This is a genomic window from Candidatus Neomarinimicrobiota bacterium, assembly GCA_021157965.1.
Taxonomy (GTDB): Bacteria; Fidelibacterota; Fidelibacteria; order Fidelibacterales; family Fidelibacteraceae; genus Fidelibacter.
In genome coordinates this window covers 1-13,879 of record JAGGVO010000058.1, presented here as the reverse complement: position 1 = coordinate 13,879, position 13,879 = coordinate 1, and the positions used below count along the sequence as shown (strand labels likewise).

At 46.5% G+C, this 13,879-nt stretch carries 9 protein-coding genes and 2 rRNA genes; 8 read left to right on the top strand and 3 right to left on the bottom strand.

The window, feature by feature from the left end; genetic code table 11:
• Nucleotides 1-326: ribosomal RNA gene (locus J7K63_09415) — 23S ribosomal RNA — on the top strand; the annotation flags it as partial.
• Between the two features lie 60 nt (nucleotides 327-386).
• A 5S ribosomal RNA gene (rrf, locus tag J7K63_09410) occupies nucleotides 387-503 on the top strand.
• A 57-nt stretch (nucleotides 504-560) separates the two neighbouring features.
• On the opposite strand, the gene J7K63_09405 is transcribed toward rrf, so the two are convergent.
• The 3 genes from J7K63_09405 to J7K63_09395 all read right to left on the bottom strand — a co-directional run bounded on the left by J7K63_09405 (nucleotide 561) and on the right by J7K63_09395 (nucleotide 5,515).
• Nucleotides 561-2,066: a glutamine synthetase gene (locus J7K63_09405; protein ID MCD6235238.1), complete on the bottom strand. Its 1,506-nt coding sequence runs from the start codon at nucleotides 2,064-2,066 to the stop codon at nucleotides 561-563.
• Between the two features lie 94 nt (nucleotides 2,067-2,160).
• Nucleotides 2,161-4,476 (bottom strand): polysaccharide biosynthesis tyrosine autokinase, encoded by a 2,316-nt coding sequence (locus tag J7K63_09400; GenBank protein MCD6235237.1) that lies wholly within the window; start codon nucleotides 4,474-4,476, stop codon nucleotides 2,161-2,163.
• Between the two features lie 46 nt (nucleotides 4,477-4,522).
• Complete coding sequence (locus J7K63_09395) at nucleotides 4,523-5,515, bottom strand: flippase-like domain-containing protein (protein MCD6235236.1); 993 nt, start codon at nucleotides 5,513-5,515, stop codon at nucleotides 4,523-4,525.
• Nucleotides 5,516-5,649: 134 nt separating this feature from the next.
• On the opposite strand from J7K63_09395, the gene J7K63_09390 reads away from it, so the two are divergent.
• From J7K63_09390 to J7K63_09365, 6 genes are all read left to right on the top strand, one after another.
• Nucleotides 5,650-5,847, top strand: coding sequence for a winged helix-turn-helix domain-containing protein (locus J7K63_09390; GenBank protein ID MCD6235235.1), 198 nt, complete (start codon nucleotides 5,650-5,652; stop codon nucleotides 5,845-5,847).
• A gap of 166 nt (nucleotides 5,848-6,013) precedes the next feature.
• A complete protein-coding gene (rpsA, locus tag J7K63_09385) occupies nucleotides 6,014-8,764 on the top strand; it encodes a 30S ribosomal protein S1 (protein MCD6235234.1) in 2,751 nt (916 codons plus the stop codon).
• Nucleotides 8,765-8,869: 105 nt separating this feature from the next.
• Nucleotides 8,870-9,817 carry a hypothetical protein gene (locus tag J7K63_09380; GenBank protein MCD6235233.1) on the top strand — a complete coding sequence of 316 codons (948 nt, stop codon included), beginning with the start codon at nucleotides 8,870-8,872 and terminating at the stop codon, nucleotides 9,815-9,817.
• Nucleotides 9,818-9,824: 7 nt separating this feature from the next.
• The gene (gene tsaD, locus J7K63_09375; GenBank protein ID MCD6235232.1) at nucleotides 9,825-10,838 is read left to right on the top strand and encodes a tRNA (adenosine(37)-N6)-threonylcarbamoyltransferase complex transferase subunit TsaD; all 1,014 of its coding nucleotides are present in this window, start codon (nucleotides 9,825-9,827) and stop codon (nucleotides 10,836-10,838) included.
• Nucleotides 10,816-12,789, top strand: coding sequence for a hypothetical protein (locus J7K63_09370; protein ID MCD6235231.1), 1,974 nt, complete (start codon nucleotides 10,816-10,818; stop codon nucleotides 12,787-12,789). The genes tsaD and J7K63_09370 overlap by 23 nt, the downstream gene beginning before the upstream one ends.
• Nucleotides 12,790-12,860: 71 nt before the next feature.
• The coding region (locus tag J7K63_09365) for a UDP-glucose/GDP-mannose dehydrogenase family protein (protein MCD6235230.1) at nucleotides 12,861-13,879 on the top strand (1,019 nt) is incomplete at its 3' end.

Genomic DNA, 13,879 nt, shown 5'->3' with positions numbered 1-13,879 from the left:
TTAAAGTGGCACGCGAGCTGGGTTCAGAACGTCGTGAGACAGTTCGGTCCCTATCCGCCGTGGGCGTAGGAAATTTGAGAGGAGCTGCTTCTAGTACGAGAGGACCGAAGTGGACGAACCTCTAGTGTATCAGTTATCACGTCAGTGGTATCGCTGAGTAGCTACGTTCGGATGAGATAAGCACTGAAAGCATATAAGTGCGAAACTCACCTCAAGACAAGATTTCCCTGAAGAGTCCTTGTAGACGACAAGGTTGATAGGCCACAGATGTAAGCTCAGTAATGAGTTTAGTCGAGTGGTACTAATTACTCGTTTGACTTTGTCAATCTTTTAATTTTTTCAGTCGGTAGCTGCAGCATCTGTTGTTCACCCTTAAATTTATATTTCCGGGCGATTATATCGTAGGGGAAACACCTCTTCCCATTCCGAACAGAGAAGTTAAGCCTTACAGAGCTGATGGTACTGCCCTGGCAACGGGGTGGGAGAGTAAGACGTCGCCGGAAACCTTATAAAAAGCCCCGCAATCGCGGGGCTTTTTTTATTTCCACCTGTTTTTTCTCTTACTGTATATGGAAATATCGATGCATGATTTCCAAACGCTTTATCACCTGCTCACGTGGTGATAATTGTTTCAACTCTCTCTGCAAGATGCCGTCATTATGTGATCGCAAATAACCAACGACCCAATCCAGCACTTCTTCAGGAAATGCTCCGGCATACCGTTCTCGCTCAGCTTGCAAATATTCGGCCGCTTCATGACAGGTACCGGGCAGAGATTGAAAACGCTCGGGGTCTCCCGTTTGCCCGGGATTCACATAATGACTTTCGGCTATTTTTAGGTATTTATCCGGATCTGAAAAGGTGGTGTGGATGGCATGGGTGATTCCCGCCAGAAGCAAATGGATAAAGGCTGAACCATCCGGACTCCGGATTTCAAAGGTCTGGCGAATGTATCTTGTCTGATAATGCTCCTGAAGATGGGGATTAACCAAAGGCGCCATATCCTCGCCTTCAGGCCATCCCAGAGGGACCCGGATCAGGGCGGAACGGTTTAAATCACTCCAGTAAATTTGTGTTGGCGCTTCCTGGTGAGGTACGAGCCTGAAATAACTGGAGGGAATTGTGTTTCCAAATGCAGTGAGTGTAGGCGCATAATCACATAATCCTCCAATGCATTGCCGGGCAAGATCGGATAATCCCCTGTCCGTCCGGGTTCGGTTTACACCGTCACGGATCATTTCCAGATGAAAATGCATGCCAGTCCCCGCATTTTCGTCACTGATCTTCGGTGCAAAGGTGGCTAATAAACCATGCTTGTATGCTACATTTCTAACCACCCATTTTGCCAGAAGCATGGTGTCGGCAGCCCGGGTAACCGGAGCCGGCAACATCTCTATTTCGTACTGGACGGCAAATTTCCCGTTAATACAGGGATCTGCACTTTCCAAACGTGAAATCATCCCCACTTCAGAATGCCCGTATTTTACCAGCCCCGTAATATCACTGGTCGTCTGTACCATCTCCCGCAATACGTCCTGAAATGGACTAAAAGGTGCTGATGCGTGATATCCTGACTGGGGAGGCGCTTCGTAGTGTATACTATTACGGTCTCCTAAAAGATAAAACTCCAGTTCTCCATGTGCCCATAATTCGTAATTCTCCTCATCTTTTAGTTTTTGATACAAAGTATGCAGCAAATTATCGGGACAAAATGTTGTTCTGTTATAATCTCTGTCTACAAAACGGCACATGAAATCCAGACTTTCAGAATCGAAAGGACTGATAAAGGCAGATGAATAATATGGAACCACGTAAAGGTCTGATCCTGTTGCAGGTACCATCCCTTTGAAAAGGCTGGAACCATCTACCCGCTCACCTGCCGATAATATCCGTTCCGTATACTCACGGGAATGGAGGGGGATAATCAGATCTTTCAGCTTTCCATCCAGACCGGCATAATGAAATGTCAGGCGCCGAATCCCGTTTTCACTGATGAAATGCATTACATCGGATCGTTGTATTTTTTCGGACACTATCCCCATACGCTGTGCAATCATGCGTGTCATTTTATCCTCATATGTTTATGCGTACTGCGTTTTTTTCACAAAATGTACAGGAAAAAAAGCCCCGTTACCGGGGCCTTGTGTTCTTTATATGCTTCTATTTATATTGATAATTCATGTACCGGTAATAGTAATAATAACTTCCGCTTTTCATGTGTTTTGGGGTTATGGCATTGATAACCGCCCCAAGCATAGGCAGTTTGATCTGCTGAACAATGTTTTGTACCTGATCCAGTGCTTCATTGTGTGTTGCCCCGCTTTTCACCACAATGACCATGCCGTCGCAGAGTTTTGCCAGCAGTGAAGCATCCGTGACGGCTATAATAGGTGGTGCATCGAAAAAGACTTTGTCATAGTGCCCGATCAGATTCTGATATATCTCCCGCATTTTTTTGGAGCCCAGCATTTCGGAAGGATTAGGCGGCAGATTTCCCGAAGGTAAAATGTAAAGATTTTCTACACTGGTTTCATGAATACATTCTTCAAGGGTATTCGACCCCGTAATGATATCACTTATCCCGGGAACCCTGGGCACCTGAAAAACCTTCTGTAATACCGGACGGCGCATATCCGTATCCACCAGAAGCGTCTTCTGATCCAATTGGGCAAAAGCTATGGCCAGATTGGCAATGGTTGTGGATTTTCCTTCACCGGGACCGGCAGATGTGATTACAACAGACTTGATAGATTTATCCACACTGGACAGCTCAATATTGGTCCGCATGGAGCGGTATGCTTCCGAAACCGGGGATTTGGGATCAAAATGGGTGATAAGCCGGGACTGATATTTAGAGATTTCCGTATTGGTCGCCGATCGTGCCCGTTTTGCAGCTTTGATTTCATCAATTTTAGGTATTACAGCCAGTGTGGTGATTCCCTTCTTAACCAGATCTTCTTTAGTCTTCACCGTGTTGTCAAGGGTTTCCTTGAGGAATATGATACCGATACCCAGCCCGAGTCCTAATAATCCGCCCAGCAGAACATTCAGTTTTTTCTTGGGGGATACAGGATATATTGGCGGCACCGATTGGTCAATTACATACACGTTGCTGATCTGACTTGCTTCAGTAATCCGGGATTCTTCATATTTATTTTTCATCAGCATGTAAATGTTTTCGTTTACAAGTCTTTCCCGTTCCAGACGCATGAATGTGATAATAACCTGGGGCAATTTCTGCAGTTCTTCATTGTAATAGTCCACCAGTTTCTTAAATTCCTTGGCTTTACTCTGGTGAAAAATTTGTTCCAAACGAAGCCTGATCACATCCTCAAGCATGTTTTGATTAATACTCAACGGATCGTTGGGACCGGGAATATATCCGCGGCTGATGAGCATACGCGTCTCTTCGTTCAAACGGTCTTTCATTTTGTCCATCTGAATCTTGATGGTTTGAATCTGAGGTGCGTTTTCGTCAATGCCTTTGGCGATAGCTTCCACAACGGATGCTTCCAGTTTGGCGATCTTTATCTGAAGCTCCAGGATGAGGGGATTGGCCGTCTGAATAAAATTGTTTAATAAATCCTTTTCCTTGGCAGCCAGTTCATTGGTCAGATAATTCAGCTGGTGCTCGTTGATTTCGAGTTCCGCCATGGCACTGTAATATTCGGATTCAAAATTTGATAGCTGATCCAGCAGATTTTTCGAAGTTTCATCGAGGTTGACAACACCTTCCCGCTGTTGGAATGCCCGGAGGGAATCCTCACTTGCGCGCAAGCGCACTTCAACCTGTTCCAGCTGTTCCTGGATGAAGGATTTTACTTCGGACATGGCCCCTCTGGACCGTTCCAGATCCTGCTTGTAATATTCGTAGGCAAAAGTATTAGCAATCAGGGCTGCTTCTTCGGGGTCCGGTGATTTGATGGATATACGAATCGTTTGGGAGTTCCGTTCCGGGGTGATGGTGATGGCTTCCTGAAGGGTATAGGCCAGGGCCCGAATGGTATCTTCCCTGGTGGATACCCATTCTTCGGTTTCCGCATCTTTGTTCCCGAGTAGCAGTATCCACTTTTTTGCCTGATTGAAAAAGGATTCCACCTTTTCTTCCTGCCCTTTTCCCAGGATGTATAAAGAATCGGGAGAATAATTTTCCATCAGGTTTGCTATTGTGTTTTCAGCCAGGCTCCGGGATTTGAGAATTTCCACTTCGTTGTTGATTTCCATCTGGGAATTCCCCAGGGGGGTCATAATATCAAAAATAGCGGCTGTCTGATTGCCGGCCGCACCAATCAGTATTTGGGTGGATGCTTCATAAATAGGTGTCTTGTTAAAGGTATACCAAATCGTCACGGCCATCACAAGGATAAAAGATAAAAGAATGATCCATTTCCCTTTTAATAGGATCTGGAAAATTTCCTTAATATTAATTTCTTCCTCTTCTTCGTTATATGGCATGTAGTGATTGTTTTGATTCATCCTGTCCCTTCATGTTGTTTACATCAAAGATAAATTAATTATATTATCATGTGTTGGAAAGTTTTTTTATTGTCCCCGATTCTTTTGTGACGGAGGTAACAGACAGGTGGGTTTGCAGGTAGAAGATAAATCCCAGAAGAGTCAGGGATATAAATCCCACAAGATGGAGGACAACGGCGTAGGTAAAGGCAGAGGATTTTTCTATACCGTAAATCATCAGGGCCTGTACGATTGCCACATGATAGGTTCCCACGTATCCCGGAACGGAAGGCACACTGATTGCAAAAGATGAAGTGGCAAGTAAAACGGCAGCCGGCAGCACTCCCAGTTCCATCCCGAACATTTTAAAGCCGATCCAGAATTCGGCACCATAAATGGCCCACAATACAAGGCTCAGAATGAAAACATAAAGCCTGTATTTCATGTCAAATACTACACACAATCCTGAATGAATATGTCGGACAATATCCCACAGGCGACCTTTTTTCGTGTCTATATACCGGGAGATTTTCCGGTGGAAAAAGTAATATACAGCAAAGATCACCAATATAACCACCAGTACCAGAGCTAATACCAGGCGGGTGTTTCCGGCCCATTCAGGCATGGGAGATATGAGAGAAATTCCCAAAAGGAAAAAGAAGAAACTAAAAGCATCCACAATCCGCTCCAGGACAATGGTTGAAAACAAATGAGGTGTACTGATGCCGGTCAGCATTGATGTGGAATAGGCTCGGAGCAGTTCCCCCAGGCGGAAAGGAAGGACGTTGTTACCGAAATATCCGATCATGACCCCTTTATGCAGTGTGTAAAGGGAGAGGGGCCTGTGATTCTTCAGAAAAAAAGTCCATCTGTATGCCCGGATCCATACCGTGAGAATTATCAGAAGGGTTGCCGCCAGATACCACCACAGATTTACTGTGGCAAATCCGCGCCGGACCGACTCCCAATCCAGTCCCTTGATTGAATAATAAATGGCAATACCGGAAATCAAAATGCCTGAAGTAAGTTGTAAGCTCCGTTTTCTGCTCTCTTTTTTCATGTTCGAAAGTTTACAAATAGCCTGTCGTATATAAAACAGAATTATGGGGGATGAGGTGGAGAGGTATCGGATGGTCTTGTTTTCTTTTTAAAAAGATTTTAGATTCGCCGAAATCCAAAAAAAGGAGTGTGTGTATGGAAAATCAGGTAGGAAATCTTGCCGGTAAGGTGTGGGAGACACTGTCTTCCGGAGGGCCGAAATCCGTAAGTGCCCTGGTGAAGGAAACAGGAGAAAAGAAAGACATGGTCCTCATGGCTCTCGGCTGGCTGCTTCGTGAAGATAAACTGATGACGGAGATCAAAGGCAAGTACACCATGTACGGCCTTAAATAAGTCCGGCGTGAGAATATGAATAATTCAGAAAGACAGGGTCCGCCCTGTCTTTTTTGATCCCATGGATCAATCTTTGATAAGGTCCTTTTTATCCCCTGCCGATAGCTGAAAATCCTTTGATATATGCAGGGTTCGTCCTAACTTAATAAGATAAAGCGGAGAGGACATGATCATTGCGATTGACGGTCCGGCCGGATCGGGAAAAACAACAACAGCCCGGGAGGTAGCCCGGCGTTTGGGTATGGCACGCCTGGATACAGGAGCCATGTACCGTGCGATTACTCTGGGTGTTTTGGAAGCCGGTCTTGATCCGCAGGACAGCAAAGCGGTGGAAGATCTTTTAGATTCACTTCAGGTGGATATGAATGGTGACCGGGTTTTTCTCAACGGAAAAGATGTGACAGACCGGATCCGCCTTTCCGATGTCACCGAAGCTGTGAGTCCCGTAAGCGCCATGAAAGCGGTCCGGAAAAAGATGGTTTGCCTTCAGCGGGAAATCGGTCGGAAACAGGATTGTGTGGTGGACGGACGGGATATCGGGACGGTGGTCTTTCCCGATGCCGATTATAAATTTTTCCTGGTGGCCGATATACGTGTAAGGGCGGAAAGACGCCTGAAAGAGCAGACTGAAAAAGGAGAAAAACTGTCACTGGATGATGTGATGCATCAGATTGACATGCGGGACCGGATGGATTCCTCCCGGGATCAATCCCCCCTGAAAAAAGCAGATGATGCTATTGAAATAAACACCTCGGATCTGACAATCGACCAGCAGGTCCAGAGGATTATTGATAAGGTCGAATCAAACCCCAATGATACGATGAAGGAGTCTTTGATGACGGAAGAAAAAACCGTTGAGCAGGTTGAAACTGAAAACCCTCAGGAGCCCGTGATTGCTGAGGCAGAAAAAAAATCAATCGCGGATCCCTATGATATGATTAAAAAAGTCACACGGGACCAGGTGGAAGAAATCAATGAAGAAAAAGAAGAGATCGACGAGGAACTTGAAACCCTCTATAACCGGACTCTGAAGAAATTTAACGACGACAAGCGGGTTATGGGACATGTAATCCGTGTGGGTGAAAAAGATGTGGTGGTGGATATTGGATTCAAATCCGAAGGCATGATTCCCCTGGAAGAATTCGGAGACAATATCCCTGAAGTCGGTGAACAAATTGAGATCTATGTCGATAAAATCGAAGATCAGCACGGTCAACTGGTTTTATCGAAAAAGAAAGCCGATTTTCTTAAATCCTGGGAAGTACTCAAACAGAAGTATGCCGACAACGACATTATTGAAGGTAAGATTATCAAACGGATTAAAGGCGGTATGGTTGTAGATCTGAACGGTGTGGAAGCTTTTCTCCCCGGATCCCAGATCGACGTGCGCCCCATTACCGATTTTGATGCATATATCGGAAAAACCATGGATTTCAAAATTGTGAAGCTGAACGAAGCACGGAAAAATATCGTCGTCAGCCACAAGGAAATCAAGGAAGAAGCCCTGAAAGAGAAACGGGAAGAACTTTTAAGCCAGATCCAGGTGGATCAGGTATTGAAAGGCCGTGTCAAGAATATTACCGATTTTGGTGTTTTTGTGGACCTGGGCGGTGTGGACGGACTGCTTCACATTACGGATATGTCCTGGGGACGCATCAACCATCCTTCCGAAATGGTGAAAGTGGATGATATCATTGAAGTGAAGGTGATAGATTACGATACGGAAAAACAGCGGGTTTCTTTGGGACTTAAGCAGCTGACACCCCATCCGTGGGATGAGATCGAACAGCGCTATCCCATTGGTTCCGTTGTGAAGGGAAGAGCCGTTTCCATTACCAATTACGGGATTTTTGTAGAGTTGGAAAAGGGTGTTGAAGGACTCATCCATATTAGTGAGTTAAGTTGGACACAACATATTAAACATCCCTCCGAGTTGTTCAGTCTGAATGATGAAATCGAAGCAAAGGTGCTCTCCATTGATTCTGAAGAGCGGAAAATATCCTTAGGTGTAAAACAGCTTCAGCCCGATCCGTGGGAATCTATTGAACAGCGGTACACGGAAGGGATGCAGGTGAAGGGTGTTGTCCGGAATCTGACTCAGTTCGGTGCTTTTGTGGAACTGGAAGAAGGTATTGACGGCCTGGTCCATGTGTCCGACCTTTCCTGGACCCGGAAAATCCGCCATCCCAAAGAAGTCCTTCAGAAAGGGCAGGAAGTGGAAGTGGTTATCCTGGAAGTGAATACAGGCAGCCGAAAAATTTCACTGGGCATCAAACAGCTTGAAGCCAATCCCTGGGATGTCATCGAGGAAAAATACAAACCCGGTTCCATGGCCAAAGGAGAAGTCCTGAAGATTCTGGAAAAAGGCGTGATTGTGCAGCTTGAAGAGAATGTTGAAGGACTCATTCCCATGGGTGATATGAGCAAGAAAGACCGGAAAAACTATACGAAGGCCGTAAAGGTCGGGGAAGACGTGGAACTCCGGGTTGAAAAGGTAGACCGGGATGAACGGAAAGTCATCCTGTCCCGTGATGATCTGATCATGAACGAAGAGGAAAAAGAGATCGCAAAAGTCATTTCAAGCCAGGAAAATGCCACGCAGAAAATCGAAATCCCTGAAGATATCCTGAACAAACTGCAAACTGAAGAGAAGATAGCCGAAGCGGAAGAAAAAGAAAAACCTGCCAAGAAAAAGGCGGAATCCAAAAAGAAAAGCCCGAAAAAGGCAGAAAAGAAGGCTGATAAAGAAAGCGATCAACCGGAAGAAGCACCTGCTGAAGAGACATCTGAAGCGGCAGACAAGGTTGAAGATAAGGTTGAAGATAAGAAAGAAGAGGCTGTTGAATCCAAGGCGGCGGACGCCAAGGAGATAGCTGAAGAAGATGTTGAAAAAGAAGCCGCAGGAAAAAAAGAATAATTTCCCGGCGTGTGACATATCAAAAAAGGCGGTTTTGAACCGCCTTTTTTGTATTTGTCGGTTATGGTTGGAAACAAATTGCGAATCATGTAATTTTATCCTGCAATGAAAAAACTGAACGTTAAAAAGTCCCTGACCTGGCTCATTTCCTTTTTCCTGGCAGTGTTGGTCTGGTTTGTAATCGTGAATAATAAAGAATATACCGTGAACATGGAAATTCCCATCACGGTGTATGAACCCCGGGAAAATAAAACCCTGAAAAACAAGATTCCTTCGACGGCTGTAGTCCGGTTCAAAGGGAAGGGAAGGGCCATACTGACGGCAAATATTTTCAAGGAGCCCTCTTTGATTCTGGATGTGGCCAATATTCAGAAACGTTATCACGTATCCCTGAATGAATATTATCAGAAATATCCGAACCGCGTGGATTATTCCCGGGGAGATATGGAATTTCTGGAAGTGGTATACCCGGATACGTTTACAATCCTGATTGACGATAAGATCAGCCGGGAACTTCCGGTGAAACTTAATTATTCGGCGGAACCGGCTCCGGGATATCTCTTTTCCCGGGAACCGTTTATTGAGCCCGGCACGGTCATTGCTACGGGTCCCAAATCCAGAATACAACCCCTTACAGCTATTGAAACCCGGCATGTGAAACCCGGAAACATTAATCGTGAAATCATTCTGAATGTGGAATTAGTGAATCCTGAACCCTCATTCATCAGCCTGAGTCAGAATACAGTCAATGTGACTTTTCGGGTGGAAAGCATCGGAGAAAGAACCTTTACGGGTTTGCCGGTTCAGGCACGAAACGTTCCTGATAATATAACGGTCAGTTTTGTTCCTTCCTCCGTTGATCTGACCGTTGTGGGAAGTAATGAATACATCCAATCCCTGAACAGTGACAGCATTCAGGTGATTTTTGACTATGCCAAAAAGTGGATTCCTTCTAAAATCTATTATCAGCCAGAGGTTAAGATACCTGAAAAGATTCTGAACTGGAAAGATTTACAACCGGCACGCATTGAGGTGGTTATTGTCAGAAAATAAAAACCCCCTGATTCTGGGGATTGAATCCTCTTGTGATGAAACCAGTGTGGCTTTGCTGCGGGGTTTTGATGTCCTTTCCCATATAATATATTCTCAACTGATTCATCAGGAATACGGGGGCGTAGTGCCTGAACTGGCTAGCCGTGAACACGAAACGGCTATCTCCCGGGTGGTGGATAAGGCGTTTGCAGAGTCGGAAGGGCTCACACCGGCGGATGTGGATGCTATTGCCGTTACGTATGGACCCGGACTCATGGGGGCTTTGCTTGTAGGACTCAATTTTGCCAAGGGACTGGCGATTGCCCTGGATAAGCCCCTGATTGCCGTGAATCATGTGGAAGCACACCTGTATGCCCCCTTTCTGGAATTTCCCGCATTGAAACCGCCCATGCTGAGTTTGCTGGTTTCCGGCGGCCATACCATGTTGATCGATGTCCGGGGAATCCGGGATTTTACCATCCTGGGACAAACCCTGGATGATGCGGCGGGGGAATCCTTTGATAAAGTCGCCCGTTTGCTGAATATCGGCTATCCCGGAGGACCTATGATTGACCGCCTGTCGGAAAAGGGAGACCCTGAAGCCGTGATTTTTCCCCGGTCTTACCTGGATAAAAAATCCCTTGATTTCAGCTTCAGCGGATTGAAAACCGCCGTGTTGAATTATACCAAAACAAAAAAATCCTTCTCAAAACAGGAAATTGCCGATATTGCAGCCGGTTTTCAGGCTTCGGTAGTGGATGTTCTGGAAGAGAAGGTTCGCCGGGCTGTTTTGAAAACCGGCCATAAGAATGTCATCCTGGCCGGCGGTGTGGCAGCAAACCGTTTACTGCGAAAACGCCTGAAAGAACTGGAACGGAAGATGGGTATCCGTCTTTATTATCCACCGTTGAAATACTGCACGGATAACGCAGCCATGATTGCCGCTGCAGGCGCTCTTTACTATGAAAAAGGGTGGACCTCGGGTTTAAACGTGCCTGCGATCCCCAACCTCAGGATCTATGATCATTCCCATACTGGATAACGGATCTTTAACGCTGAATGCCTGGAGCCTGACAGGATCCATCCTCCTGGTGTTCTTTTATTGTTTGTGGCTTTTCTTTACCTTATTCCGTTCACGAATATCCCGAAAGCTCCGGATTGTTTTAATTACCTTCCGCACCCTGGCTTTGCTTGTTCTTTTAGCCATGATTTGTGACCTGCGCCTGGATTTTACCCGCTGGCGGAATCAATCTCCCCAAACCCTGATACTTTTTGATCTGTCTGCAAGCATGGATTCGGCCTGGACCCGGGAATCCCTTGAGGATTTCTATCAGCATCCACTGACCCGACGGTTGGAAAATGAAACAAGAATAGTCTGTTTCGGCGGAGGTGAATCGGGGAAAAAACTCAGGTCCATGCCCGTTTATAATGATTTAAATGAGCCTGTCACGGATTTTGAATCCCTGATTTCATCATCTCTGGATCATTATGGGAGTACACCTGACCAACTTGTATTTCTTACCGATGGTCAGAATGTGAAAGGCCTGGAAACAAAACAAATAACCTTTCCCCGGGATCTTACCTGGCTGGTTATAGGTGTGGGGGATACGGTTTCATTTGGACGCTTTACCGTGTTGTTTTGGGAACTTCCGCAGCAGGCGGTGGCCGGGGATTCAACCCGGATCAATGCCCGCATTACCTATGAAGGTGAAGAAACAGCTGAAGGTTTTTTCGAACTTTTTGGCGATCATCAAAGTCTGGCTGAAAGCCGTTCCCTCGCATTTGAACCGGCCTCGGCCAGGGATGTGAGCTTCACTTTGGTACCTGCTAATAAAGGCTATATAGCTCTTACCCTCCATTTCAGGGATCAAAGCGGAAAGAATTTACCGGTTAAAGGATATACCCGCCTTTCGGTTCGTTCGAGACAAGCAGCTGTGGTGATTATCAGTCCACCGGACCCTGATGTGAGCTTTATCCGTTATCATCTTCACCTTGCAGAAAAACCGGCCTTTTACACCTCGGAAACCTGGGAAAAAGAACATCCGGATGAATCACCTGATTTATTGCTGCTGGGCCCCCACGAATCTCCCGGAAAATATTCACATGTTCCGGCAATACAGGTCCGGGGATGCAATGGAGAAAAGGGTGTGGACGTTTCCGGCTTCCAGGTGGTAAATCCCCTTTCCCTGACCCATCTGAATGATCGTCCGGTGCTTAACCGGGAAATCTGGTCCCGGTTTCCTCCTGTTACGGCTTTTCCGGATGCCGAAGGAGTTCCCGTCCTTACAGATGACGAAAAAAAGACCGTGGTCATGGCTTATCTTGCCGGAAGTCGTTACATCATTTTCAACGGATGTGGTTTCTGGCGCTGGGCCTGGGCAGGATATGGCACGGAACGGGTGGGTGCCTGGAGCCGGCTTATTGCCAACATCGCCCGTTTTCTCATGGCTCCCCGGCAGGATTGGGCCTGGCTTGAATTGCCCCGGAATCCCCTCTATGCCGGTATATCTGCAGAAATTCCCGTGATCAAAGGGCCTGATGTCTCCCCGGGTGCGGCTTCCGGCAGGGTTTCCCTGGCCGACAGCACCGGCTCCCTTGTGTGGAATTCATCCCTGGTTACTCTTGATCAGCCCGTTACTTATGTCTCACTGCCCGGACTGGATCCCGGTGTTTATAAGGCAATCCTGGAAATCTATTTTCAGGGGGGAAAGGCCGGTACCGATTCCCTGAGGTTGCCGGTAAGCACCTTGAATCCTGAACGGCTGATGACAGGCTGTGATATGAAAACTTTGCGGGAATGGGCCGATGATAAAAAGGGACATGCTCTGCATCTTTCACAATGGAAACAGGGGGAACAATTTCTGGATTTTGACGAAGAATATAAACGTCACGTTATTCATGTGGATTTCAGAAGGGATTTGGTGTGGATCATCCTGCTGTTGATCCTGCTCACATCGGAATGGGTTATCCGGAAAACTGCAGGATCGGAATAACAAGGAGTCTTTGAATTCAATATGTTTCTCATTATATTTCAAAGTTGTAAGAGAATTAAGCGGAGGTTGAAGTGAAGCGAATATGTATAGTTGGAACGGGATATGTAGGCCTCGTATCCGGCACCGGACTGGCAGATTTTGGTAATTATGTTGTCTGTGTGGATATTGACAAGGAGAAGATTGAACTGCTGAAAAAGGGTGAAATCCCGATTTACGAACCGGGTTTGAAAGAAGTGGTGGACCGGAACGTAAAGGCGGGCAGACTCCGTTTTTCCACGGATATCGATAAAGCCATCCGGGATTCGGATGTGATTTTTTCTGCCGTCGGCACACCGCCCGGTGAAGGAGGCGAAGCGGATTTGAGGGCTGTTTGGGCCGTGGCAACCGTTTTTGCTAAAAATCTGGATGGCTATAAGGTTTTTGTGAATAAATCAACTGTTCCGGTGGGCACGGGCCGGAAGGTCTATGAACTGATTCAAGAACTGGCAGGACAGGATGCCTCTTTCGATGTGGTTTCCAATCCTGAATTCCTCAGGGAAGGCTCTGCTGTCGGCGATTTCCTCCATCCGGACCGGGTGGTGATTGGAAGCAGCAATCCTGAAGCCACGGAGATCATGAAAGAAGTGTACAAGGTTCTCTATCTGCGGAAAACTCCCTATGTGGAAACCAATATTGAATCCGCTGAATTGATTAAATATGCTTCCAATGCTTTTCTTGCCACAAAAATTACATTTATCAATGAAATAGCCAACTTATGCGACAAGGTAGGAGCCGATGTGCATGTGGTGGCGGAAGCTATGGGACAGGACGGGCGGATCAGTCCAAAATTTCTCCATCCGGGCCCCGGTTACGGCGGAAGCTGTTTCCCCAAAGATACCATGGCCCTGGTGGAAATCTTTAAGGAATCCGGTATCCGGACCCGCATTGTTGAGTCCGTCGTCGAAGCCAATGAATACCAGAAAGCCCTGGTCGTGGACCGGTTGAAAGAGCTTATACCGGACCTGAAAGGGAAAGTGGTTGCCATTTTGGGACTCTCTTTCAAACCCAACACCGACGACACTCGTTTTTCACCTTCCAAGGTAGTGATTCC